General features: G+C 32.5%; 23 protein-coding genes. 13 read left to right on the forward strand and 10 right to left on the reverse strand.

What is annotated here, in order from left to right:
• The first annotated feature begins 3 nt into the window (after positions 1 to 3).
• On the forward strand, positions 4 to 1,344 hold the full coding sequence (locus tag HSX10_RS00550) for a dihydroorotase (RefSeq protein ID WP_437344037.1): 1,341 nt from the start codon (positions 4 to 6) through the stop codon (positions 1,342 to 1,344).
• Positions 1,345 to 1,352: 8 nt separating this feature from the next.
• Positions 1,353 to 1,871, forward strand: coding sequence for a DUF4296 domain-containing protein (locus tag HSX10_RS00555; protein ID WP_173586249.1), 519 nt, complete (start codon positions 1,353 to 1,355; stop codon positions 1,869 to 1,871).
• On the opposite strand, the gene HSX10_RS00560 is transcribed toward HSX10_RS00555, so the two are convergent.
• Complete coding sequence (locus HSX10_RS00560) at positions 1,868 to 2,890, reverse strand: NAD-dependent epimerase/dehydratase family protein (RefSeq protein ID WP_173586250.1); 1,023 nt, start codon at positions 2,888 to 2,890, stop codon at positions 1,868 to 1,870. The two genes, HSX10_RS00555 and HSX10_RS00560, sit on opposite strands and share 4 nt — an antisense overlap.
• A 162-nt stretch (positions 2,891 to 3,052) precedes the next feature.
• On the opposite strand from HSX10_RS00560, the gene tyrS reads away from it, so the two are divergent.
• On the forward strand, positions 3,053 to 4,363 hold the full coding sequence (gene tyrS / locus HSX10_RS00565; RefSeq protein WP_173586251.1) for a tyrosine--tRNA ligase: 1,311 nt from the start codon (positions 3,053 to 3,055) through the stop codon (positions 4,361 to 4,363).
• Between the two features lie 173 nt (positions 4,364 to 4,536).
• Here the strand turns inward: tyrS and HSX10_RS00570 are convergent, their stop codons facing one another.
• Together HSX10_RS00570 and HSX10_RS00575 are read right to left on the reverse strand one after the other, a co-directional pair.
• Positions 4,537 to 5,517 carry a LuxE/PaaK family acyltransferase gene (locus HSX10_RS00570; protein ID WP_173586252.1) on the reverse strand — a complete coding sequence of 327 codons (981 nt, stop codon included), beginning with the start codon at positions 5,515 to 5,517 and terminating at the stop codon, positions 4,537 to 4,539.
• 80 nt (positions 5,518 to 5,597) lie between these two features.
• Positions 5,598 to 7,388 (reverse strand): T9SS type A sorting domain-containing protein, encoded by a 1,791-nt coding sequence (locus tag HSX10_RS00575; RefSeq protein WP_173586253.1) that lies wholly within the window; start codon positions 7,386 to 7,388, stop codon positions 5,598 to 5,600.
• 230 nt (positions 7,389 to 7,618) lie between these two features.
• Here HSX10_RS00575 and HSX10_RS00580 point away from each other — a divergent pair, with 230 nt between their 5' ends.
• A complete protein-coding gene (locus HSX10_RS00580; protein WP_173586254.1) occupies positions 7,619 to 8,305 on the forward strand; it encodes a response regulator transcription factor in 687 nt (228 codons plus the stop codon).
• The gene (locus HSX10_RS00585) at positions 8,305 to 9,357 is read left to right on the forward strand and encodes a sensor histidine kinase (protein ID WP_173586255.1); all 1,053 of its coding nucleotides are present in this window, start codon (positions 8,305 to 8,307) and stop codon (positions 9,355 to 9,357) included. Before HSX10_RS00580 ends, HSX10_RS00585 begins: the two co-directional genes overlap by 1 nt.
• Here the strand turns inward: HSX10_RS00585 and HSX10_RS00590 are convergent.
• Entirely contained in the window at positions 9,326 to 10,393 is a 1,068-nt protein-coding gene (locus HSX10_RS00590) for a glycosyltransferase (protein WP_217363213.1), read from the reverse strand. The genes HSX10_RS00585 and HSX10_RS00590 overlap by 32 nt on opposite strands.
• Positions 10,394 to 10,496: 103 nt before the next feature.
• Here HSX10_RS00590 and trmB point away from each other — a divergent pair, with 103 nt between their 5' ends.
• The 7 genes from trmB (at position 10,497) to HSX10_RS00625 (ending at position 15,609) form a co-directional block, all read left to right on the forward strand.
• On the forward strand, positions 10,497 to 11,171 hold the full coding sequence (trmB, locus tag HSX10_RS00595; protein ID WP_173586256.1) for a tRNA (guanosine(46)-N7)-methyltransferase TrmB: 675 nt from the start codon (positions 10,497 to 10,499) through the stop codon (positions 11,169 to 11,171).
• A gap of 2 nt (positions 11,172 to 11,173) precedes the next feature.
• Positions 11,174 to 11,803 (forward strand): LysE family transporter, encoded by a 630-nt coding sequence (locus HSX10_RS00600; RefSeq protein ID WP_173586257.1) that lies wholly within the window; start codon positions 11,174 to 11,176, stop codon positions 11,801 to 11,803.
• A gap of 57 nt (positions 11,804 to 11,860) precedes the next feature.
• Complete coding sequence (locus HSX10_RS00605; protein ID WP_173586258.1) at positions 11,861 to 12,190, forward strand: MGMT family protein; 330 nt, start codon at positions 11,861 to 11,863, stop codon at positions 12,188 to 12,190.
• Positions 12,191 to 12,430: 240 nt separating this feature from the next.
• Positions 12,431 to 13,567: an Mrp/NBP35 family ATP-binding protein gene (locus HSX10_RS00610; RefSeq protein ID WP_173586259.1), complete on the forward strand. Its 1,137-nt coding sequence runs from the start codon at positions 12,431 to 12,433 to the stop codon at positions 13,565 to 13,567.
• A gap of 55 nt (positions 13,568 to 13,622) precedes the next feature.
• Entirely contained in the window at positions 13,623 to 13,865 is a 243-nt protein-coding gene (locus HSX10_RS00615; RefSeq protein ID WP_173586260.1) for a NifU family protein, read from the forward strand.
• Positions 13,866 to 14,015: 150 nt separating this feature from the next.
• Positions 14,016 to 15,071, forward strand: a complete 1,056-nt coding sequence (locus tag HSX10_RS00620; RefSeq protein ID WP_173586261.1) for an NAD(P)/FAD-dependent oxidoreductase — start codon at positions 14,016 to 14,018, stop codon at positions 15,069 to 15,071.
• Between the two features lie 205 nt (positions 15,072 to 15,276).
• Positions 15,277 to 15,609, forward strand: a complete 333-nt coding sequence (locus tag HSX10_RS00625; protein WP_173586262.1) for a 2Fe-2S iron-sulfur cluster-binding family protein — start codon at positions 15,277 to 15,279, stop codon at positions 15,607 to 15,609.
• Positions 15,610 to 15,707: 98 nt separating this feature from the next.
• Here the strand turns inward: HSX10_RS00625 and HSX10_RS00630 are convergent, their stop codons facing one another.
• The 6 genes from HSX10_RS00630 to HSX10_RS00655 all read right to left on the reverse strand — a co-directional run bounded on the left by HSX10_RS00630 (position 15,708) and on the right by HSX10_RS00655 (position 23,490).
• Positions 15,708 to 16,604, reverse strand: coding sequence for a metallophosphoesterase family protein (locus HSX10_RS00630; RefSeq protein ID WP_173586263.1), 897 nt, complete (start codon positions 16,602 to 16,604; stop codon positions 15,708 to 15,710).
• A gap of 74 nt (positions 16,605 to 16,678) precedes the next feature.
• Positions 16,679 to 20,125, reverse strand: coding sequence for a PPi-type phosphoenolpyruvate carboxykinase family protein (locus HSX10_RS00635; RefSeq protein ID WP_173586264.1), 3,447 nt, complete (start codon positions 20,123 to 20,125; stop codon positions 16,679 to 16,681).
• 143 nt (positions 20,126 to 20,268) lie between these two features.
• Positions 20,269 to 21,447: an acyl-CoA dehydrogenase family protein gene (locus tag HSX10_RS00640; protein WP_173586265.1), complete on the reverse strand. Its 1,179-nt coding sequence runs from the start codon at positions 21,445 to 21,447 to the stop codon at positions 20,269 to 20,271.
• A gap of 118 nt (positions 21,448 to 21,565) precedes the next feature.
• A complete protein-coding gene (locus HSX10_RS00645; RefSeq protein WP_254453181.1) occupies positions 21,566 to 22,225 on the reverse strand; it encodes a tRNA1(Val) (adenine(37)-N6)-methyltransferase in 660 nt (219 codons plus the stop codon).
• A gap of 56 nt (positions 22,226 to 22,281) precedes the next feature.
• Complete coding sequence (rimM, locus tag HSX10_RS00650; RefSeq protein ID WP_173586267.1) at positions 22,282 to 22,812, reverse strand: ribosome maturation factor RimM; 531 nt, start codon at positions 22,810 to 22,812, stop codon at positions 22,282 to 22,284.
• 177 nt (positions 22,813 to 22,989) lie between these two features.
• Positions 22,990 to 23,490 carry a 30S ribosomal protein S16 gene (locus tag HSX10_RS00655; RefSeq protein ID WP_173586268.1) on the reverse strand — a complete coding sequence of 167 codons (501 nt, stop codon included), beginning with the start codon at positions 23,488 to 23,490 and terminating at the stop codon, positions 22,990 to 22,992.
• 197 nt (positions 23,491 to 23,687) lie between these two features.
• Here HSX10_RS00655 and HSX10_RS00660 point away from each other — a divergent pair, with 197 nt between their 5' ends.
• Entirely contained in the window at positions 23,688 to 24,923 is a 1,236-nt protein-coding gene (locus HSX10_RS00660; protein ID WP_173586269.1) for a DUF6252 domain-containing protein, read from the forward strand.
• The last annotated feature ends 162 nt before the right edge of the window (positions 24,924 to 25,085 follow it).

The following is a 25,085-nucleotide window of genomic DNA, read 5'->3' on the forward strand; positions in this document are numbered from 1 at the left end:
ATGATACAGAATACCCTTATTAAAAATGCAAGAATCGTCAACGAAGGAAAAATTGTTGAAGGAGATATTTATATTGAAAACAATATTATAAAAAAAATTGACAGTTCTATTAGTGTTAAATCTGCGGATATATTAGTAATTGATGCAGAAGGGAATTACGTTTTTCCGGGAATGATTGATGATCAAGTGCATTTTAGAGAGCCTGGATTAACTCATAAAGCAAATATAGAGTCAGAATCTAAAGCGGCTATTGCAGGAGGAATTACTTCTTTTATAGAGATGCCTAATACCAATCCACAAACTACAACAATAGAGAAGTTAGAAGAAAAATTTGCGATTGCAGCAAAATCATCTTACGCTAACTATTCATTTATGTTTGGTGGTACAAATGATAATTTAGACGAAATTTTAAAAGTTGATCCCAAAACAGTTGCGGGTTTAAAGTTGTTTTTAGGATCTTCTACAGGAAATATGTTGGTTGATGACCCAAAGGTGATCGAAAAAATATTTTCTAGTACAGACATGGTAATTTCTGTACATTGTGAAGATGAAGCAACAATTAAAGAGAATTTAGCAAAATACGAAGCGCAATATGGTGATGATATTCCTATGGAATTACATCCTGTAATCAGAAGTGAGGAAGCGTGTTATATTTCTTCTTCAAAAGCAATTGAATTGGCTAAGAAGACAGGAGCAAGATTACATGTATTTCACCTTTCAACAGGAAAAGAAACCAAATTGTTTTCTAATAAAATTCCATTAAAGGACAAAAAGATTACGGCTGAGGTTTGTGTTCATCACTTGTGGTTTTCAGATGAAGATTATGCAAAAAAAGGGAGTCATATTAAATGGAACCCTGCTGTAAAAACAGCAAAAGATAGAGAGCAGTTATGGAAAGCTTTGTTAGATGACAGAATTGATGTTATTGCTACAGACCATGCGCCTCATACTTTAGAAGAAAAAACAAATCCATACACCAAAGCACCTTCTGGTGGACCTTTAGTGCAACATGCGTTAATGGCATTAATGGAAGCACATCATCAAGGTAAGATTTCTGTAGAAAAAATTGTAGAAAAAGCATGTCATAACCCCGCTATATTATTCAACGTGGAAAAACGCGGTTATATTAGAGAAGGATATTTTGCTGATTTGGTTATTATAAACCCACAAAGTCCTTGGACGGTTAATAAAAGTAATATTCTATACAAATGTGGTTGGTCTCCTTTTGAAGGTAATACGTTTAAAAGTAGAATTACGCATACGTTTGTTAATGGAAAATTAGTTTATAACAATTTTAATATTTTAGACGTAAAAGCAGGCGAACGATTAACTTTTGATAGATAGAATTTAAGATGTTGAAGCAAATTAGTATTATAATAATTTTAGGAGTTTTGGTTTTAGCTTGTAATGATATTAAGCGACCAAAAAAACCAGATAATTTAATATCTAAAGCGCAAATGTCTGATCTGCTTTATGACCTATATGTTGTTAGTGCAGCAAAAGGTGTAAATAGGAAACTTCTAGAAGAGAAAAATTTTAATCCAGAAACCTATATACTCGAAAAATATAATTTAGATAGTACAAGATTTGCCGAAAGCAATAACTATTACGCTTTTGACCTAGAGGTATATAAATCTATTGTAGATAAAACAAAAGAGCGATTAGAAGCAGAAAAGAAGGTTTTTGATGATTTAAGACAATTAGAAACAGATTCTATTAAAAATCGAAGAGATTCTATAAAGAATCGTAAAGACTCTATAAAGAACATAAAAGATTCAATTAATAAAGTTCCAAAAGTGATGAAGAAAAGTTTACTTAAAATGGATACTATTAAAAAGGTGTTAGATACAACAGTTATTACTAAAAATTAATGACTGTTTGTATCTTTAATAAATAATTCGCTGACCTCTTCAATACTTTTATCTATTGATTTGAATTCAAAACCCAAAGTGTCTTTTATTTTTGAAGCATTATAATTAGTAATACTTACAGCAGATTTTGAAGTTTGCTTAGAAAGCGTTCTAGGTCTGCCTAAAAGAGCGTGGGTTAACCAATCTAATCGCCAGACAATTGCTAATAACCAAGGTTTAGCTTCCTTACTTGGTGGTTTAACTTTTAAGGCATTTGCCGTTTTTGTAAAAAATGATTTAAAACTTAAGCTTTCTGAGACTAAAATAAAACTCTCATTTTTTATGGGACTCTCCATAAGTTTCTTCATTGCATTAACAACATCCCAAACATCAACATAACCGGTAACTCCTTTAGTATAAAAAGGCATGCCTTTATAAATACGTTTAAATAAATTACCACTACTGCCACCATTCCAATAACCAGCTCCTAATACAATTCCTGGGTTAATAATTACAGCATTTAAACCTTCTTGTGTACCACGCCATACTTCTAGTTCTGCACCATATTTTGTAATGGCATAAATGGAGTTGTCGTCTTCTGGGTTCCATTCGGTTTTTTCATCAATAAGTTTTTCGGGATTGTTATGCTGTCCAACAGCAGCAATAGAACTGACGTAGCATAGTTTTTTTACTTTATGAGTTATACACAGATTAACAATGTTTGCAGTGCCTTTTATATTTATTGTTCTTAATAATTTATATTGATGAGGTTCAAACGATACAATAGCAGCACAATGATATACGTATGTAATGTTTTTAAACGCATCTTGAAGTTGAGGAATATTGTTTATATCAGCCTCTATCCATTCAATTTTATTAAATAGAGCTTCACCATTATCCGAAAAATAAGAGAAAACATGTTTTACACGTTCTAAAGTTTTTTCATTTCTATAAGTTGCACGTATCGGTTGATCACTTTTCAAAAGTTGAAAAAGTAAATGCGAACCAACCAAACCTGTACCTCCTGTGACTAAAACCATAAGGCAAAGTTACATTAATTTCAGACTTTTATTATGAGGCATTTTTTGTTTTAAAGATTTTACTTCTAATAAATATGAAGAAGTAAATTGGGTTAAAATTGTCTTTTGTCTTTAAGTGTGGAAACTTATCTTTGTGCAAATCAATTTTGAAAGAAAAAAGCAATGGCAAATAAATTTGTAGAAGAGTTACGTTGGAGAGGAATGGTACATGATATGATGCCAGGAACGGAAGAGCAATTAGATAAAGAAATGACCACGGCTTATATTGGTTTTGATCCGACATCAGATTCGTTACATATCGGAAGTTTAGTGCCAATAATTTTGTTGGTTCATTTAGAAAAAGCAGGTCACAAACCTGTGGCTTTAGTAGGAGGTGCTACGGGTATGATTGGTGATCCTTCAGGGAAAAGTGACGAAAGAAACTTGTTAGATGAAGTAGCTTTAGCTCACAATGTAGCAGGAATAAAAAGTGTATTATCTCGTTTTTTAGATTTTAATTCAACAAATGATAATGCTCCGGTTTTAGTAAATAACTACGATTGGATGAAAAACTTTAGTTTCATTGATTTTGCTCGTGATGTTGGTAAACGTATCACAGTAAACTACATGATGGCTAAAGATTCTGTAAAGAAACGTTTAAGTGGTGACGAAGGTAATGTTGGAATGTCTTTTACAGAGTTTACCTACCAATTAATTCAGGGTTACGATTTTCATCATTTGTACAAAACCATGGGTTGTAAATTACAAATGGGAGGAAGTGACCAATGGGGAAACATAACTACAGGTACTGAATTAGTGAGACGTATGCATGATGGTGAAGACCAGGCAAAGGCATATGCTATGACTTGTCCTTTAATTACAAAGGCAGATGGTTCTAAATTTGGTAAAAGTGAAGGTGGAAATGTTTGGTTAGATACCGATAAAACTAGCGTATATAAATTTTACCAATTTTGGTTGAATACTACAGATGCAGACGCTGAAAAATATATTAAGATTTTTACATTCTTAGATAAAGAAACTATTGAAAATTTAATTGCAGAACACAATGAAGATCCTGGGTTTAGAGCATTGCAGAAACGTTTGGCAGAAGAAGTTACTGTTTTTGTACACAGTAGAGAGGATTATGATAATGCAGTAAAAGCTTCTAAAATATTGTTTAGTAAAGATTTTAAAAATGAAATTAAACAATTGTCTGAATCTTTATTTTTAGATGTTTTTGAAGGTGTAAAACATGCTCAGATTTCTATTGCTGAATTTAATGAAGGACTAGATATGATTGGTGCTTTGGCAGCAAAAACTGAGTTTTTAAGTTCTAATGGAGATGCTAGACGTGCTTTAAAAGAAAATGCAGTAGCAGTTAATAAAGTTAAAGTAAAAGAAGATTATATGTTATCGTCTGAAGATTTAATTCACGATAAATATATTATCTTGAGTAGAGGTAAGAAAACGAACTTTATTTTAGAAGTGATTTAAGAAAAAATAAATTCAACATTATATAAGATCTCATTGGTTTCATAATCAATGAGATTTTTTTTATATAAAAAATGCTCAATATTTCTATTGAGCATTTTAATCAATCAATCAATCAATTCATGAAAATCTTACTTTTTCATAGCTATACTTAAGTCGTAGCCAAATTTAATTCCTTACAAGGCCATTAAGTTACAACCTCTAATATCTGAATTATCAAAGCGACCAATGATTTCAAACTGTTCATTATCAAAGGTTTTGCCTAAATCTTGAGTGGCAATAAAAGAACAAGAATTTTTATTTGCGAGGTCAATAACATTAATACCTCCCGTTTTATTTGGGGTTTGTATAGTTAATGCATCTTCAGTATCTCGTGTTAATATTTTCATCCACGGCGGACATTCAAAAACACCATTACCTTTAGAATATGCCTGACTCAATAATTCAGTCATTCCATATTCACTATGTATTTCAGATACTCCAAATCCTGTTTGTAGAATCTGATGGAGTTCTTGTCTAATAATTTCTTTTCGTCTGCCTTTCATACCACCTGTTTCCATTATAGTGGTGTGTTTTAGATTCAGTTGGTATTGCTCAACTAAATCGAGTAGAGCAAAAGAAACACCAATTAATAATGTTTTTTGTTTCTTGGCTTCTAATGTTTTTAATGTTTCGGCTAATTCTTCAAGATTGTTGAGGTAAAATCCACTTTCTGGTTGTTTAGATTTCTCTATTAAATCATTCACCATATAAATCAAAGAAGATCCGTCACGTTCTAAATAAGATGGTAATAAAGCTAAAACCACATAATCTTCTATATTGCCATAAAAGTGTTTAAAAGCATTGAGGTAACTCTCTTCATAGAGTTTTATGTCTGTTACCAAATGTTTACTTGTTATACTTCCTGTTGTTCCCGAGCTTGAAAATGTTTTTTCTATAGGTTCTGAAGAACTTACAACCTCTCGAGATTTAAAAAACTCAATCGGTAAAAAAGGAATATCAGTAATTTTTTTTACATCTGCAGGATGCTTGTATAGTAAGTCGCAAAACGAACGGTATACTTTATTGTTTTGAAACTGAAATTTAAAAACTTCTAAAGCTATAGTTTCAAACTCAGCATCAGATTTTATATTAAAAATGTCGTCTTTAGATATCATATTGCAAAAGTATGGAAAATAAAAAAGCGTAGCTCAAATTTTTGAGCTACGCTTTAATAAAAATGTATTAAGAATTATGCTTACTTAATTACTAATTTCTTAGTTGTAGTCGCATTGTTCTGACTGATTTTTACGATGTAAATACCAGATTTTAAGTTAGAAACATTTAACGTGTTGTTTGTTAAAGTTTCGTTTTTAACTTGCTTACCTAAGACATCAAATACTTGAACAGAAATTGCCTCACTGTTAGTAGAAGAAATATTTACTATCCCAGAAGTTATAGGGTTAGGGTAAACTGAAAATGCGTTTCTATTAACGTTAGTTAATGATAATGTGCTTGGTGTAACATCTGCCCAAGATGTTCCAATACGTAATTCATCAAAAATCATAGCTGGTGTTTCACCCGTAGAATCTTGTCTTAAAGCAAAAGTATCTATAATTGAACTTGGTGAAGTATCTGTATCTGTTAATGTTGCTGTTGGTGCAGAACCACCGAAATCAGTACTAGCAGGATTGATCCATCCATTAATAGCACCAGTTTGAATATTATAGCTCATAACGATTAAAACATCATCACCAACATTGTATTTAGTTGTAGAAAAGTTTTCTCCAGTACTGCTATTTGTTAGAGCAATGTCATAAGTAGTTCCAACAGGATCAGTATCTGGGTGAATCCAAAGTCTAGCATCAAAATCACCTAATATAACAACATAACCACCATCTGTAGTGTCAGTGATGTTAGATAAATCGCTAACATTGATAATAAATGAAGCAAATACATCTCCTGAAGTTACAGGTGTAAATGTAAGCTCAGAATCAATAGCACCTCCTTCTAAGAAAACAGATTCACCAGTAGAGGCTACTAAACCAGTGTAAGATAAGCTACCAGAAACAACGTCTATAGGATTTGTTGATCCGCTAAAATTATTCCAATTTGCTTCAGTTCCAAGGTCATTTCCAACGGTGTAATCAAAACCTTCATAAAGTGGTAATGTATTTGAAGGTAAACATTCAGGACTAGTTACTGTGCTACTTAAATCACAAAGTGCACCATCTACAACAGAAATCATTACATCAGTTCCTTCAGCAACACCAGTTACTGTTATTGTTCCTGTTGCATCAGTAGAAGGATCTCCAGCAGAAAAATCAACCGTACCAGAATTAGCAGTTACAGTGTAAGATGCTGTTCCACCACCAGAAAAATCAACGGTAGCAGTGTAAGTATCTGTACCAGGAGTGAACGCGTCACATACGGCAGAAGTAGAACTTAAACTTAATGCACAAACCGCAGCATCGTTAAAGTCTCTAAAAGTAACAGCTTTAGTATTGAAAGCAGTTCCTGCAGCATTCAGCTGAAGAGATTCAGTATCTTTAGCACCGTTAAGGTCTTCGTCATATTGTACTGTTTCGCCTAAACCTGTTAACAACTCAGCGTCATCACCATCACTTGTTCCGTAAACGATAGCATCGATAAGGTTAGTCATTGTTGGTGCTGTTCCATTAGGAAAGTTAGCAATATCATCTTGATAAATTGCAATAGCATCTGCACCATTTTGGATGTATCCAGATCCTCCAGGAGGTAAGTCAATATCACTTCCAGAAACAAGACTCGTGTTTGCTAAAATAAAAAAGCCATTAGCATCAGTAGTTTTTCCATCTAAACTCCAAGCGCCATAACTAGAATCATTTCCTCCATTAAAAAAAACAACAATATAGCCGTCTAACGATGTGTTAGGTGCCGCCTTTAATTCTACAAATTCAGCAGTATCTGAACCTGGTGTATCTACATCAATTTCATTTATAACAACTTGCGCAAAAGAGCTCGCCGCTGTAAATAGAAGAGTAAATAATAAAAAGTAAATTTTTTTCATAATTTAATTGTATAAAAGTTAGACAACAAATATAATAACAAATAGTGAGTTTTAAGAATCAGAGTCATTAATAGTTGTCATTTTACAATTACTTAACATCATTAAAATCAGGTGCTTCTTAACGTCAATGACTTATAAATCTAATGTTAGCGAATTGTTATCAATTTTGTATATTTATTATCTTAATGTAGTTATGCTATATATTTGTCCAACTAAAAAGCTCTTGAATTTTGAAAAAAAAAGATATTAAAATATTATTGGTTGATGATGAGCCAGATATTTTAGAAATAGTAGGTTATAATTTATCTGCTGAAGGTTATCAAGTTTTTACTGGTGAAAATGGTATTGAAGCTGTTGAAAAAGCCAAAAAATATAAACCACACTTAATTATTTTAGATGTGATGATGCCAGAAATGGATGGTATTGAAGCTTGTGAGCGTATTAGAGAACAATCTGATTTAAGCGAAACAATAATTACATTTTTAACAGCAAGAGGGGAAGATTATTCTCAAGTTGCTGGTTTTGATGCTGGAGCTGATGATTATATAGCTAAACCTATTAAGCCAAAAGTTTTAGTGAGTAAGGTAAAAGCATTATTAAGACGACTTAAAGATGTTGATGCTGCAACAGATGCTATAGTTACGATAGGTGATTTAGTAATTTATAAAGAAGAATATAAAATTACTAATAAGGGTAAAGAAATTACTTTACCGAGAAAAGAGTTTGAATTATTATCTTTGTTGGCAACTAAGCCAGGTAAAGTATTTAAACGCGATGAAATTTTAGACAGAGTTTGGGGAAATGAAGTTGTTGTAGGGGGTAGAACAATTGATGTACACATAAGGAAACTTCGTGAGAAAATTGGTGATAAATCCTTCAAAACCGTAAAAGGTGTAGGCTACAAGTTTGTGGACTAATGCGGAAAAATAACATAAAAAAAACTTATAAATTTGCTTTTAGAACATCGTTATACGTAACGATGTTCACTACATGTCTTGTGGTTATGTTTTTGTATTACAACCATACATTTAGTTGGGAAGTTATATTTTTTCCACTGATTTGTTTTCCGCTTTGCTTTTCAATTATTCAATATCGTGTAGAACATTTTATTTATCGTCGCGTAAAAAAAATATATGACGATATTACACTTTTAGAATCTACCAATTTAAGGCAACAACCCATAACCACAGATATGGGAACCTTAACACGAGAAATTGATAAATACGCAAGGAGCAAAAAGATTGAAATTGAAACTCTAAAAGTTAGAGAAGAATACAGAAAGGAGTACATGGGTAATGTTTCTCATGAACTTAAAACACCATTATTTACCGTTCAGGGTTATATTCTTACGCTTTTAGATGGAGCTAAAGACGATGAGAAAATTAGAGACAAGTATTTAGCTAGAGCAAGCGCAGGTGTTGAGCGTCTTATTTATATCATAAAAGATTTAGATATGATTAGTAAGCTAGAAGTAGGAGATCTAAGTCTTAACAAAGAAGATTTTGATATTGTAGAGTTGATAAAAAGTGTATTTGATCTTTTTGAGATGAAAGCTTCAAAAAAGAAAATTACACTAACTTTCGATATAGATTATAAAGAACCTATTATGGTTTATGGAGATGTAGAGCGTATTCAACAAGTTCTTACAAACCTAATCGTAAACTCTATTAAATACGGAAGAGATAAAGGAACGACTGAAGTTAGTATAGAAAATCTTATTAAAAACAAAGCTATTATCAGAGTAACGGATAATGGTGAAGGGATTTCTAAACAAAATATTCCACGTTTATTTGAACGTTTCTATCGTGTAGATAAAAGTGGTTCTCGTAAAGAAGGAGGTTCTGGTTTAGGTCTCGCTATTGTGAAGCATATTATTGAAGCACATGAAGAGAAAATCTATATAGAAAGTGAACTTGGTGTGGGAAGTGAATTTTCTTTTACGCTCGAAAAATCTCAAACAGTTCATTAAAATCCACTTCAGATTCTATAGAGTTAAAACCACAGTAATCTTTAGCTTTATCTAACATTTCAATTTTAAATTTATCTTGTTTACAACACGGAACAATGCCTTCAGAGTCTAGTTTTTTAGCTAAATACATTTGTTCAAACTGTCCAGGTGTTGGTATAAAGAAGGCTTTCTTTTCAAGTTTAGCTAAATCCATAATGGTGGTGTAACCAGATCTACTTAGTATCAGTTCGCTTTCGTTTATAGCAATTTCAAGCGCTTTACTTGTCATGAAATTACAGATTGTTATGTTGTCTTCAATTGCTATCTGCTGCTTTGTCTCAACCTGTCCTTTAATAAATAAGACTTGCCCTTTATAAGATTTTAATTGTTTTAATAATTTTTCTTCAAGATAGGTGCGTTGCGGTTCTGGTCCAGATAATAATACAAGGAGTCGGTATTTTATATCTAAATCTAATTTTTTAAATCGTGTTAAAGGCCCTAAGTATTTTACAGGCGTTTTATAAGATTCTGCATGCCCTAAGTTTCCACTTAAGTTGTTTACTCCGCTATGGTCAGGAACCCAGCACTCATCAAATTTAGATATTATTTTTTGATGTAATTTACTACTCAGCCATGTTGTGTTCCCGCTTAAGACGCGCAGTTGATGGGTTATAAAGATTGATGGAATGTTTTTATGTCTTGCACCAAAACGATTGTCAGAGATGATCCCAGCAATGTGTTCTTTTTCGACTATTGTCTCTATAGCTTTTTTCTCTTTTTTTATAGTTTTTAAAAGGTGTGGAGAATCTTTTATCAGTTTTAATTTAAAACTATTTGCTTTCTTGGCGTAGGTGATGTTGTAAGAAGGTAATTCTATCGCTTTTAGATTAGGGAATTCTTTTTTTAATAATTCTAAAGCAAAACCATCACTAGCTATAATAGGTTCAAAATTATGAGCTATTAGTTTATTTATAATAGGAATACATCTGGTAGCGTGGCCTAAACCCCAATTTAACGGAGCGACTAAAATGCGTTTTCTGTGGGTTATCGATTCCAAATGTTATATTATTTTTACAGATCAATGTGTTAAACAAAGATAAACCTAAAATGTTTCCTTAATTTTACCAAATTATTAATATTGAAGACAAACCAAAATAGCTGTGGGAAGTAAAAATAAACTTAAACGCTTTAGAGAAAATGAAACCTTTCATAATGTATATCAACCTTCTAGAGAAGAGTTAGTTGATGCTACTTATAAATTAAAAGGTAAATGGAGATCAGAGGTCTTTAAAAATGATAATCCTTTAGTTTTAGAATTAGGTTGTGGTAAAGGAGAATATACTGTTGGTTTAGCAAAACGATACCCAAATAAAAACTTTATTGGTATAGATATAAAGGGAGCTCGTTTTTGGCGTGGTGCAAAAACGGCTATTGAAGAAGATATTTCTAATGTTGCTTTTATTAGAACACAGATAGAACTTGTTGAATATGTTTTTGAAGAAAATGAAGTCGATGAAATTTGGATTACTTTTCCAGATCCACAAATAAAATATAAGCGAACCAAGCATAGAATGACTAACTTGAGTTTTCTAGAACGCTACAAAAAAGTTCTAAAAGAAGATGGTTTAATGCATCTTAAAACAGATAGTGAATTTATGCATGGTTATACACTTGGTTTATTGCATGGTGCTAATCACGAAGTTTTATATGCTAATCATGATGTGTATAGACAAGAAGGAAGTCCTGAGGAAGTTACTGAAATTCAAACATTTTACGAAAATCAGTATTTAGAGAAAGACAAAGCGATTACATATATTAGATTCAAAATCAAATAAATTTGGATATAACCTTCATTTTTTTTCTTGGATTCTTTGTGGCGCTCATAGGGATTGTTCCGCCAGGATTGTTAAACATGACAGCTGCTAGAATTAGCCTAAAGGAAGGTGCAAGTCGTGGTATTATGTTTTCTACAGGGGTTTGTATAGTTGTTTTTATTCAAACTTATGCAGCTTCTATTTTTGCTCGATATTTGTCTAATCACCCAGATATCATTGCTATTCTTAAGCGGGTCGCTTTTGTAATATTTGTTCTAATTACTATTTATTTTTTGCTTTTAGCTTCAAAAGAGGGAGAGCCTAAAAAGAAGAAAGAAAGAAAGAGTAAACATGGTAGATTATTACATGGTATGTTATTGTCTAGCCTTAATGTGTTTCCTATTCCTTACCAAGCATATATGACCATCACTTTGGTGTCTTTTGGCTGGATGAGTTTTGAAAAAACATGTATCCTTACCTATGTCACAGGTGCCGCAACAGGGACTTTTGTTATGTTATACTTCTATATTTTCTTTTTTGATAAAATTAAAGATCGAAAATTCACGTCTCAAAAAAGTATGAATTTAAGTATTGGTATCATCACAGGACTTATTGCATTAGTAACGCTTTTTAATATTTTAAAAGATTTTTAAAGCAGTATTTATTATGATTTTTGTTGAGGTTATTTTGAATTGAATCCATAAGAACAAATGAGACCAGAAGCCCTTAGTTTTTTTGAAAAAGTTTATAAAGTTGCTCAGAAAATTCCTTACGGAAAAGTAACGAGTTACGGAGCAATAGCAAAGTATTTAGGTGCTGCTAAAAGTGCCAGGATTGTTGGTTATGCTATGAATGCTTCTCATAATAAAGATGTACCAGCGCACCGTGTTGTAAATAGAAAAGGGCTTTTAACGGGTAAACATCATTTTGAAGGGACTAATCTAATGCAGCAGCTTTTAGAAAATGAAGGTGTTGAGGTTATCGAAAATCAGATTCAAAATTTAGAATCTATTTATTGGGATCCAGCAAAAGAGCTTTAAGATTCTTTTTTAAGACGTTAGAATTACTTCATCTTATATAAACGCATTTATTTATGGATTAATCGGTTCTTAATATCTTTTTTAGAACGATTGTTAAACCCAATCTTACAATTGTACAATTCAATTTATGTAGTTTACATTCTAACATTTTCTGAGTATCTTTGCTTTTAGAATTAATCTTAATAAGGAAAGAATCGGGGCGTCAATTTGTTGCTCTATCTTATTCAATTTTAACATTGTATGAAACTAGTTAAACAAGATATATTAAATGCACTAAAAACCATTACAGCACCTGGTGAAGGTGAAAATATGGTAGATAGTGGAGCGGTTACCAATGTGGTAACTTTTGCAGACGAAGTTATTGTAGATATTACTATAAAAAATCCAAGTCTTCAGGCTCGTAAAAAGACCGAAGTTGAAATTTTGCAAACCATACATAAAGAAGTGTATGAAAAAGCAAAAATAAAGGTGAATATAAAAGTTGAAGCACCTGCGGCAGAATCTAAAAATGAAATTAAAGGAAAAGCGATTCCTGGTATTCAAAATATAATAGCTGTAGCATCAGGTAAAGGTGGTGTTGGTAAATCTACTGTAACTGCAAATTTAGCAGTAACATTATCTAAGATGGGTTTTAAAGTTGGTGTTTTAGATGCTGATATTTACGGACCTTCTATTCCAATTATGTTCGATGTTGCTAACGAACGTCCACTATCAGTAAATGTTGATGGTAAATCTAAGATGAAACCTGTAGAGAATTACGGCGTTAAAATATTATCTATTGGCTTTTTTACAAAACCAGATCAAGCTGTAATTTGGAGAGGACCAATGGCAGCTAAAGCATTAAATCAAATGATTTTTGATGCCGCTTGGGGAGAATTAGATTTCTTATTACTCGATCTACCTCCAGGAACAGGTGATATTCATTTAAGTATTATGCAAGCACTCCCAATCACAGGAGCCGTTGTGGTAAGCACACCACAAAATGTAGCTTTAGCAGATGCTAAAAAAGGGGTTGCAATGTTTCAGCAAGATAGTATTAACGTACCTGTTTTGGGTATTATAGAAAACATGGCTTACTTTACTCCAGCAGAACTTCCTGATAATAAATATTATATTTTTGGTCAAGAAGGTGCTAAAAACTTAGCTGAAGATTTAAAAGTTCCATTTTTAGGTGAAATTCCTATCGTACAAAGTATTAGAGAAGCCGGAGATATCGGTAGACCAGCAGCATTACAAACAGCTACACCAACTGAAGCAGCTTTTGAAGCTATAACCAGAGATGTTGTGCAGCAAGTTGTAGATAGAAATGATGCTTTGCCAGCGACTGAAGCAATTAAAATTACAACAATGGCAGGTTGTTCTGCAGTTAAAAAATAATAGTCTATCAATTTTATTAGTGTTTTGTATAAGATTGTATAAAGAAAATAAGCAAATGAACTCAGAAGAACTTAGAGTAAATGTTGAAAAGGCATTAGAAGAAATTCGTCCGTTTTTACAAAATGACGGCGGAGATATTAATTTATTATCTATTGATGAAGGTAAATTTGTAAAAGTACAACTTGTAGGGGCTTGTACCTCATGTAGTGTTAATCAGATGACATTAAAGTCTGGTGTGGAAATGACAATTAAAAAGTATGCTCCACAAATTGAAAAAGTTATTAATGTAGAAAAATAATGTGACATTTATCACATTCTGATTAAAATGACATTAGTAATTTTGTTCTCTAATTAAAAATATAATAACCTACGAGGTTTTAAAACCTTGTAGGTTTTTTAACCAAAAAAATAAGGTAGAAATTTATAGTGCTGCCTTTGCAGGAGTCAAATGATTACAACAGATATACTTATTATAGGAGCAGGCCCAACGGGGCTTTTTGCAGTTTTCGAAGCAGGACTTTTAAAATTAAATTGCCATTTAATAGATGCATTACCACAACAAGGAGGTCAATGTTCTGAGCTTTACCCTAAAAAACCAATTTATGATATTCCTGCTTATCCAGAGATTTTAGCAGGTGATTTAACGCATAAATTAATGGAACAATGTAAACAGTTTGAACCTGGTTTTACATTAGGTGAAAGAGCTGAAACTATTGAAAAACAAGAAGACGGAAGTTTTATTGTAACTACAAACAAAGGAACAAAACACCAAGCGCCTGTCATTGCTATTGCTGGTGGTTTAGGGAGCTTTGAGCCAAGAAAACCTCAGTTAGATAATATTACAGATTTTGAAGATTGTGGAGTAGAATACATGATTAAAGAGCCAGAACTTTATCGCGATAAAAAAGTTGTGATAGCAGGTGGTGGCGATTCTGCTTTAGATTGGAGTATCTTTTTAAGTGATATTGCTTCTAGTGTTACATTAATTCACCGAAGAAATGAATTTAGAGGACATTTAGATTCTGTTGAAAAAGTACAAGAATTAAAGAATCAAGGAAAAATTAACCTTATTACTCCTGCTGAAATTACAGGGATCAACGGAAATGGTAAAGTTGAAAATGTTGAAGTCACTAAAAAGGGTGAAGAGCCAATTTTATTAGAAACAGATCATTTTATTCCGCTTTTTGGTTTGTCACCAAAATTAGGTCCTATTGCAAATTGGGGATTAGAAATAGAAAAGAATGCTATTAAAGTTAATAATGCATTAGATTATCAGACAAATATTCCTGGGATCTATGCTATTGGAGATGTTAATATTTATCCAGGGAAGTTAAAATTAATTCTTTGTGGTTTTCATGAAGCGACTTTAATGTGTCAATCAGCATATAAAATTATTAATCCAGGTAAACGTTACGTTTTAAAATATACTACAGTTGCTGGTGTTGATGGTTTTGATGGAACTCGTAAAGAAGCGCCAAAAGCAGTTGTAAAAGCAATTGATTAACAGGCTTAATATTTTTGAACTATAAATAATCAAAAGTATATTTTTCTTTATGCTCACAAATATTTTATAGCTTTTATATAAATTAGCATATCATTAGACCTCATAGGTTTCTGAAACTTATGAGGTCTTTTTATAGAAATAAATAATCTCGCTCTGAGAAATTCAGAGTAATAAATACAAAATCCTGGTTTCACAGGAAATACTAATGGAACAAGATATTAATATTACAATTATCGATAGAGAAGGAGTTAAGCATCAAATTGAAGCTCCAACAGATATGGCAATGAATTTAATGGAAGTAGTTCGTTCATACGAGTTAGCTCCAGAAGGAACCATTGGGATTTGTGGTGGTATGGCTATGTGCGCATCTTGTCAATGCTATGTTTTAAGCGATACTCTATTACCCGAAATGCAAGACGATGAAGAAGCAATGCTTTCTGAAGCTTTTGATGTTAAAGATAATTCTCGTTTAGGTTGCCAAATACAAATGACGCAAGAAATGGAAGGTTTAGAGATTGAATTAGCTCCGGAATCTTAACAAATTCTTGCAATAATAGCAGGGATATTTTTTACAATAAAGAACAATTTAAGCCTCGTAGACTTTTTAAATCTTCGAGGTTTTTATTGTATAATAGTTTATTCTGTTCTATAATCAGCAAGCTTTGTTGGTCCTTCCAATAAAAAACGGTCAATTTTTAAGTTACCATCTTCAGAGGTTATCACCTGCCATTTAATTAATGAAATCATTCCATTTTCAATTTCTAAACCGGTAATACTTCTTGGGTGAACGCAACTACCATCGTTGAAATAAGCAATATCTCCTGGTTCAGGAAAACGTGGTCTGTGTGTGTGGCCAACAATAGTGATTAAGTTATTGTTATCTGTGATCCATTGTTTGGTGCGCTTTTCTATTTTTATAAGCTCTGTATAGTTTTTTGCAGGCGTTGTTGGGTCGGCAATACCCATAACATTTAGAGGTTTCCAAAGGACACGAACTAAAAAACGACTCCATTTCCAAAAAGTATAATTCCACCAATCGGCTTGGTGTCCGTGCGTAAGAAATAATTCTTGATTGGTTTCAGAATGTTCTAAAACGATACCTTCATGATATTTAATATCACAAAATAAATCTTCGTCTTTTCCTGTTTTTGGATCGAAAAATGAAAACAAATATTTTTCGACATATTTCGGATCACGATAAACCATATCATGATTTCCCCATATCATATGCAAACGGTTTTCATCATGAAATTGTTTCATAAGCATGTATACATTCTTATGAGCATTAAATATAGACTCGAACGATATATTTTCCCAAAGTTCATCGCCATCTCCTATTTCACAGTAGCTAAATCCTTCAAGATAATAATGCCTCAACGCATGAAAATAGATGTTTCTATTGTTAGCAAAATCATCTGCAAAACTGTTGTCGCCGCGATGACAATCACTAAATAATATAAGTTTAGAAGCGTCGTTAAACTTTAACCGTTTGGCATTTTTATAAGCGCGATCTAATCTTGTTTTTGATGACATGCTGTAAATTTAAATAAAAAATGCCTCTCGGTTAGGAGAAGCATTTTATAATTATAATATTTAAGTCTTTTAATCTATTTTTTATATAACGGATCTGCACCAATTGTGCCATAAAGACTTTCTAAATAAGCATCGGAATTCACTTTTTCAGAATTCACTTTCACGTCTTTTAAACGTTCATTTAAATTCATTTCTAAAACAATATTACTGTTGTTAGGGTTAGAAATAAATGTTTCTAAATAAGTGATTTGTGACTCATAGAAACGAATATCTTTTTGTTGTTTTAAAATCAATCGTTCTTTGTACCAATCACTATTTATAACGTAATCTCTAGTGAAGTATTTACGCAATTCTGGATTGCTAATGTCTTTACCTTCATAAGTTCCATAAGCCATAATATGTAACAATATTTTTAAAGGTGGTATGGTAGCGTTAATGCTTCCATCTTCAAAATAACGTAAAGCTACTTTTTGTTGTGCTTCTACAATATTTTTTATACCATCTACATAATCGTCTAAGCCTTGTAATTCGGGTTTTAACATACGTTCATTAAAGACCGCTGTTGGTTCATCAAATAAACGGTTTAAACATCTTAAAGAAAATATGTTAGTAATTCTGTAACCTAAACGACTAGCAAGAATTTTTTCACCTTGAAACTCAAAATCTTCAATTTTCTCTAAAGAACCATTCTCTATTAAATGTTTTGGATCTCTGTCTTTTGGTTCTAAACGTGCCCATATTTCAGGAATTAGTAAACTAACATCGTGGTCTATTTTATTTTCTGCACCGATATAACCAGCAGCTGTACTAAAGCCGTTAGATTCTGTAAGGATGTGAGATAATAAAGCATTGTTTAAATCCGTTGTCGGCGTTAGCATATTAAATGGTGCTTTTGTTAATGCACCTTCAGATCCAGCACCAGTTGTTGATGGTGATTTACCTGTTAAACTACAAATAAAGTCCATAAATAATTCTGGAGCTTCTTGGTAGTGAATAGGATTGTAAACGGCTAACGGGCGTATCCCTGCAGCTTTATCTACCGGATTATTTCTTCGTCCTGGTAAAACGGCATTTACAACGTTAATTACAGGCGATTCAGATTTTATTCGTCTTATTAAACGTACACCAACTTCTGCAAGATAACTAGCTTCTGTTTCTGTAACATTTTTGTAAGGCTCTAAATAACGTGGGTTTTTTGTAGGCTCTCCATTTACAATTCTGGTGTGAGATGGTAATACAAAAAACTCTTCTTCTTTATCACTATTTACAATGCTTTTAATAAAATCTTTAACGGGTTGTGTATATTTGTCAAAGTTAATAGTGTCTTCGTAAATGGCAATTGCATCTGCCTTTTTTAATAACTCATAATTGGTTAAGAAACGTCCGTTAGTAACAATATCTAATTCGGCATTTTTATCGTAACCTCTTACAATAGCTTCGTCTGGTCTTTGAAATAAATGAGCCTCACAATTGGCTGTGATTTTTAAACTTTTATTGTCAAATTCAGGATTTAAGTCATTAAGCTGATTTCTAGATAAAGTAATTGATGCCGTAATATCATCTTCCATTTGTATTTTTTCACAAGCAGAAAAGTCCGAACGCAATTTATTGAGCATCCAATTTCCTTTTTGATTAAAACCAATACGAACATAACTACCTACAACAGGGGTGTTATTATACAATAAACTTGTTCCGTTTTCACCATTAATAATTTCTACAGACATGGTGTCTTTCCAGTTAATATCTCCATGTGCCTGTCTGTATAAACGTTTTACAAAGAGTACAAGAGAACGGATATGAACAGGGATGTTTGCTAAAAACTCATTAAATTCATTAGAATTGTGAGATGAAGGTGTTAATAGTTTTACAGCAGAACTTAAGGTTCGTTTATCACTTAAAAAATGTCTAGACTTTGGACGATTTGGATCCTTTACTTTCCAACGTGTAGAATAATTAAATTCAATGATTTCGTCTGCTTTTTTGAAGTCTTCATCAATATCATGAATGTTAAATGCACTATAAGTAATTGCATTTTGCATTGATTTAGAGATTTCAGATTTACCACCTCCAGATACCGTACAGGGTTTATGACAGTAAACGCCTTCTGCAAAAGTATCTATGATTCGCCATAAATCAATAGCGTTATGCTTTTCTAAATTAAACTTACTTCCTGTCGGGTGTATGTAAGTTTTATATGGTGATAAGATAAGTTTTTGTGTTTGGTTATTATATTCCCAAGTTATGCTATTTGTATTTGTGTCTATATAAGCAAACTCCGGAATGTAAATAAGGTTAGGGTATTTTTTATCGATGGCATAATTTTCTGGCTGAACCTCAATTCTGTCTCCTAATAGTTCTTTTACTAGCTCAAAACTGTGCTTATTACCTTGAAATTCTGTATAATCTTTACCATTTAGAGAATTTCCCATAACTCTTCTGGCAAAAGCAATTGCACCGCCAGAATGTTCTTCTTCAGCTAAGCCTAGTAGATTTGCAGAGTAACTAATCTGTGTTTTAATTTCTTTTTTAGAATAGCCAAAATAATTATCAGCGATAAGAGTAATTACAACACCTCTGTCGTCTCTACATGTAATTTTAAATGGACTTCCTTCGTTGTATAATTCGTTTTCGTCTTTCCAACACATCTCATCATTTTTTTGACGCTCAGTAGCTTCATCAAAATGTGGTAGACCTAAATCCTTTTTCTTTAATGACTTTAATTGCGGAGCAAGAACGACACAGCCTGTGTGACCTGTCCAATGTTGCGTATCTAATGCAGCATCATTGTGTGCTAAATTTGGATCTCCTGCATTGCCGAAGATAGACTCAACAAAATCTAAATTACTCACTAAATTACCAGGTGCGAAAAAGCGAACATCTAATGATTTTTCGGTAATAACACCTCTTACTTCTGGAGAAACTATAGGTCTTAAAAGCATTGAAACCATAGTTTTTGCTTTGTTCTTTTGAGTTGATGTAAATGGTAAAATATTTAAATCATCTGATGGGTTAAAAGCTGCATTTAAGAAATGCGCAAAAACAATTTTTGGAACTTCTTTTTTGTCTAATGGAACCGGTAATGGGCCTTCTACAATATGAAAAGTTCCTTTTGTGGTTCGTTTATCATTTAAAGGATTGTTTAAAATCCCTTGTTTTATTCTGTTTGTAGTGATTAAATCGCTCTTAAATTCATTTCCGTCAGGTGGTAAACTAGCTTCTCTTGCTTGGCCTTTTCTTGATAGAATTAATGTGTTGTTTGGAATTACGCAAGCTTTATCGATGTTTACGTCTTTTAAATAATCATCAATAAAATTTTGAATTCTAGAATCAGCAGGACTATGGTGGCTACCGAGAAGTCTTGATTTTTCTTGAATACTTGTTATTAATCCTTTGGTTAGTGCTTCAAATTTAGGATCACAAAACTTCTCTTTACTGTTTTCATTATCTCTAAAAACAGGTTGCCCTATAGAAGCTAATTGTAAATTAATAAATTGAATTAGTTCATTTCTTACCTCATCCATAATCGTTTAATCTATTGATTTAGTGTTTTTAATGCGTTTTAGTCTTAAAACAAATTTAGCTTTCATAAGAAGTTTAAAATATGTCAAATGTCAGTTATTATATAAATAATAAGGCCTATGGTAAATGAAAACTTAATATATGATTATTTAAAAGCGTTTAATCCTGTAATATCTAGACCCGTAATTAGTAAGTGAATATCGTGTGTGCCTTCATAAGTTATAACACTTTCTAAGTTCATCATATGTCTCATTATGCTGTATTCGCCACTAATTCCCATGCCTCCTAACATTTGCCTAGCATCTCTAGCTATAGTTAATGCCATGTCTACATTATTACGCTTTGCCATTGATATTTGTGCTGAAGTTGCTGTGCCATTTTCTCGCATTACACCAAGTCTCCAAGCTAATAATTGTGCTTTGGTAATTTCGGTAATCATTTCTGCGAGTTTCTTTTGTTGCAGTTGAAATTGTCCGATTGGTTTATCAAATTGCATACGTTGTTTACTATAGCGTAAAGCAGTGTCGTAACAATCCATTGCAGCTCCAATTGCACCCCAAGCAATACCAAACCTTGCCGAATCTAAGCAGCCTAATGGTGCTCCTAATCCAGATTTGTTTGGTAGTAAATTCTCTTTAGGAACTTTTACGTTATCAAAAATAAGCTCACCTGTAGCAGATGCTCTAAGTGACCATTTGTTATGTGTTTCTGGTGTGGAAAAACCTTCCATGCCACGCTCTACGATTAAACCGTGAATACGTCCGCTTTCATCTTTTGCCCAAACGACAGCGATGTTGCAAAACGGTGAATTACTAATCCACATTTTTGCACCATTTAAAAGATAATGATCGCCCATATCTTTAAAGTTGGTAACCATACCACCTGGATTAGAACCATGATCTGGTTCGGTTAATCCAAATGATCCAATCCATTCTCCAGAAGCTAATTTAGGTAAGTATTTATTGCGTTGTTCTTCGTTACCGTATTTCCATATCGGATACATTACTAAAGAGGATTGTACCGAAGCTGTACTGCGTACGCCAGAATCTCCACGTTCAATTTCTTGCATTATTAAACCATAAGAGATTTGGTCTAATCCTGCTCCTCCATATTCTTCGGGGATGTAAGGTCCAAAAGCGCCAATTTCAGCAAGGCCTTTAACAATCTGTGTTGGGAATTCTGCTTTTTGAGCATATTCTTCTATAATAGGAGAGACATCACGTTTTACCCATTCTCTTGCGGCATCACGTATTAATTTGTGCTCTTCTGTAAGTAACTCATCAAGGTTATAATAATCTGGTGCTTCGAATAAATCTGGTTTCATCTGAGAATTCTGTTTGTTATAAACTTGTTAAATACTGTCGCTATTGCTCAAGTTTTATAGTTGTTTATTTAGTTCCAAACAAAAGTAACGAATTCGTTTTCAGCTTACAAAGGCAATGTTACATTTTCAAATAAAAATCTTTGGTAAGATTTATGTAGTCTTTAGTGTATTGATGGCGAGCAGTTTCTATGATTAATTCTGTTGTTTCTGTCTTTTCTTCTTTAAAACGAAACTCTATGAGACTTCGTTTAATATCCGAATCAGGGTTCCCTTTTACATGAAGAATTTTATGAGGAAATAGGCCTGCATTATGAGCTAAACCCACAAAGTTTGATTCTTCTTTATGTGGAATTACAACTGAAAAAATACCATTTTCTGAAAGTAAATTTACCATGGCATAAATAAGGTGCTCAAAAGGCATGGCATCGTTAAATCGTGCTAAATCTCTTGATTTGTCTGTGGTTTTATAATCTTCAGAGTAAAATGGAGGATTACATATAATAAGGTCAAATTTGTCTTCTACTTCTTCAACAAATTCTAATAATGAAGCATGATAGCAAAATAAGCGATCAGCCCAAGGTGAGCTTTCAAAATTCTCAGAACATTGTTCGTATGCATCATCATCGATTTCTACAGCTTCTATATTTTCTGCAAAACTACGTTGTGCTATCATTAAAGAAAGTACTCCGGTACCAGATCCAATATCTAAAACAGAAAATGGATTGTTGTCAACAGAGGCCCAAGCGCCAAGTAATACGCCATCTGTGCCTATTTTCATTGCACATTTATCTTGTGCAACTGTAAATTGTTTAAATTTAAAAGGAAGTGAGCTCATTATTCTTCAAGATATAAATCAATCAGCCCTTCTGGAGTGTTAACCTCTATCGTCTTGTTTTTTCTATCAACCTTAACAATAAATTCATCATTCATTGGAATTAAAATTTCAATTCCGTCTTTATCTATTTCAAATAAAGCTTGAGCTGTAGAATCATTAATACCTTTTAAAATTCCTACATCACCATAATTTGAATCTATAATAGCGAAACCAATGACTTCATGAAAATAAAATTTATTACCCTCTAGTTTTGGAAGTAAGTCCATGGGTAAGTATAAATCTGTTTTAATTAAAGCATCAGCATCTTCTTCAGTATCTACATCTTCAAACTTTATACGTAATAAATTAGATTTATGTAATTGAGAAGATTCAGCAAAGAAAGGAACTAAATTCCCTCTCAGATCTATAAAAATAGCATCAAGGTTATCGTATAAATCAGGTTCGTCAGTATCTAATTTTATTAAAAGTTCTCCTTTAAAACTGTATTTGGATACAATTTTACCTAAATAAAAACAGTCTTCTTTTTTCAAAATAAATCTCGTATTTATGGTTTCCGTTAAAACGGAAATCTTATTAATGCTAATTTTAAATGTTTAATAGATTCTCATCTTAATGAGAATCATTTTGTAAAACTATTCTGTGGTTATATAAAATGAAAAACCCAGACCATAAAATAGTCTGGGTTCAAAAGTATAAAAAATAATTTTTTATTCTTCTTCGCTAGAAGCTTCTGTTTCTTCAGTCGCTACTTCTTCAACAACTGGTGTTGCTGCTGCGATACGTGCTTCATTTACCGCTTTTTCTGCTGCATGTGCTTTAGCCTTAGCTTCTGCATCTGCTTGAGATAAACCGTCAGATTTAGCTTGTACTTTAATTGCTTTTTCTTCTACCCAAGCATTGAATTTTTCTTCAGCTTGCTCTTCAGTTAAAGCTCCTTTTCTTACACCACCAGCTAAATGATTTTTTAGCATAGCACCTTTATAAGATAAAATTGCTTTTGCAGTGTCAGTTGGTTGTGCTCCATTTTGTAACCATTGTACAGCTCCGTCAACATTTAATTCAATAGTTGCAGGATTTGTGTTTGGATTGTAAGCACCTAATTTTTCTAGGTATTTACCATCTCTTTTAGAGCGAGAATCCGCTGCTACGATCCAGTAATAAGGTTTTCCTTTTTTACCGTGTCTTTGTAATCTAATTTTTACAGGCATAATAATTAATTAATGAGGTTCTCGACCTCTGTTATTAATGAGGCGACAAATATAATATAATTTTTTAATTTTCAATTAGATAATACATTTTTGCTAAAAGAAAATGTCGAGTTTGCTACTTTCTGAAAAATTATTATACTTTTGGGACTCTTGTTTCATTATATTTGAAGCAAAGGTTAACTATTCTTTATTAAATGATGAAAAAACTAATCCTCCTATCTCTCGTTTTTTTTACCGTATTCAGCTGTGGTGATGAAGTAAAGTTTAATACTCCCGCTTTTCAAGGAGATCGTGAAAATGCACTTTGGAGAGCAAAAGCATTTTCTGCAAGTATCGAAGCAAATGGATACTTAACGATTACCGGAACAAGTAATTATGAAACAGTTGAACTTATAGTGCCTTCTGTAATTGAATCTGAATTTAATGTTGGTGAAATTGATGTTGTAGAAGCTAAATATACTGATGGTTTCGGAACTGAATTTTCGACAACGAATACTCCTGATGAAAGTGTTTCAGTTTATCCTGAGCTAGGGAAAATTATTATTGAAGAAATAGATGTCGTTAATAAAACCTTTACAGGAACTTATAGGTTTTTAGCTTTTGATGCTTCAGGAATGAATTCGGTTGGATTTACAAATGGTATTTTTTATAAAGTTCCATTGATTTCTGGGACATTACCAACAGATCCTATAACATGTACTGATGTAGAGATGTCAGTGCAAACTGCATTTTTAGCTTATGAAGCTGCATCTGTAGAAGATGATTTAGGTTTTATAAATAGTGATGTTTTTGCTGCTGCTTGTAATGCGTATTCAGAAGCTTTGACACTGCAATTTGCAATTTGTGGAGATCCAGATGGGACTTTACAAGAATTAATTGAATCTCTTGAATTCATTGAATCTTTTGGAGATTGTGAGATTTCTTGTGAAATGGCCATGGAAAATGTAGTTGAAGCAGAATTGCAATATAGCACTGCAACTATTGGTAATTATATTGAAAAATGTACACAGTATGCATTTTATTTACAACAGCAAATTGATATTTGTGGTGATAACGATGGAAGTCTTCAACTGCTAATAGATGGTTTAGATTGTAGTGATAATGATGTTGATGGCGTTCCTAATGTTTTTGAGAATTTTAATGGAGATACCGATGGTAATTTAGATGATGATGATACGGACGGAGATGGTATTCCTAATTATTTAGACGATGATGATGATGGAGATGGTGTTTTAACCATTTTTGAAGCAAAAGATGCAGATGGAAACCCTATAGATACTGATGGCGATGGTGATTTTGATTATTTAGATGCAGATGATGATGGAGATTTAATTTTAACGATAAACGAAAGTTCGGATCCAAATGGAGATGGTAATCCTGATGATGCAGTAGATACCGATAACGATGGTGTTCCAGATTATTTACAAGCATAACATAAAAATATTTTATATTAAAAGCGTCATTCCTTTAGGATTGACGCTTTTTTTATGTGTTAAAAACTCTTTAGGTTTTCTTTTCAAATGAATTCAAATTCTATGTAATTTTATACGCTAATTATTTTGGTGATTTTGATTGTGTTATTTGCTGCTTCGTGT

It is taken from the genome of Winogradskyella undariae (assembly GCF_013285155.1).
Lineage (GTDB): Bacteria > Bacteroidota > Bacteroidia > Flavobacteriales > Flavobacteriaceae > Winogradskyella > Winogradskyella undariae.

Coding starts and splice junctions, on each gene's coding strand:
- HSX10_RS00555 (WP_173586249.1), top strand. CDS start 1,353: ATGTTGAAGCAAATTAGTATTATAATAATTTTAGGAGTTTTGGTTTTA.
- HSX10_RS00560 (WP_173586250.1), bottom strand. CDS start 2,890: ATGGTTTTAGTCACAGGAGGTACAGGTTTGGTTGGTTCGCATTTACTT.
- tyrS (WP_173586251.1), top strand. CDS start 3,053: ATGGCAAATAAATTTGTAGAAGAGTTACGTTGGAGAGGAATGGTACAT.
- HSX10_RS00570 (WP_173586252.1), bottom strand. CDS start 5,517: ATGATATCTAAAGACGACATTTTTAATATAAAATCTGATGCTGAGTTT.
- HSX10_RS00575 (WP_173586253.1), bottom strand. CDS start 7,388: ATGAAAAAAATTTACTTTTTATTATTTACTCTTCTATTTACAGCGGCG.
- HSX10_RS00585 (WP_173586255.1), top strand. CDS start 8,305: ATGCGGAAAAATAACATAAAAAAAACTTATAAATTTGCTTTTAGAACA.
- HSX10_RS00605 (WP_173586258.1), top strand. CDS start 11,861: ATGAGACCAGAAGCCCTTAGTTTTTTTGAAAAAGTTTATAAAGTTGCT.
- HSX10_RS00610 (WP_173586259.1), top strand. CDS start 12,431: ATGAAACTAGTTAAACAAGATATATTAAATGCACTAAAAACCATTACA.
- HSX10_RS00615 (WP_173586260.1), top strand. CDS start 13,623: ATGAACTCAGAAGAACTTAGAGTAAATGTTGAAAAGGCATTAGAAGAA.
- HSX10_RS00620 (WP_173586261.1), top strand. CDS start 14,016: ATGATTACAACAGATATACTTATTATAGGAGCAGGCCCAACGGGGCTT.
- HSX10_RS00625 (WP_173586262.1), top strand. CDS start 15,277: ATGGAACAAGATATTAATATTACAATTATCGATAGAGAAGGAGTTAAG.
- HSX10_RS00630 (WP_173586263.1), bottom strand. CDS start 16,604: ATGTCATCAAAAACAAGATTAGATCGCGCTTATAAAAATGCCAAACGG.
- HSX10_RS00635 (WP_173586264.1), bottom strand. CDS start 20,125: ATGGATGAGGTAAGAAATGAACTAATTCAATTTATTAATTTACAATTA.
- HSX10_RS00640 (WP_173586265.1), bottom strand. CDS start 21,447: ATGAAACCAGATTTATTCGAAGCACCAGATTATTATAACCTTGATGAG.
- HSX10_RS00645 (WP_254453181.1), bottom strand. CDS start 22,225: ATGAAAATAGGCACAGATGGCGTATTACTTGGCGCTTGGGCCTCTGTT.
- HSX10_RS00655 (WP_173586268.1), bottom strand. CDS start 23,490: ATGCCTGTAAAAATTAGATTACAAAGACACGGTAAAAAAGGAAAACCT.
- HSX10_RS00660 (WP_173586269.1), top strand. CDS start 23,688: ATGAAAAAACTAATCCTCCTATCTCTCGTTTTTTTTACCGTATTCAGC.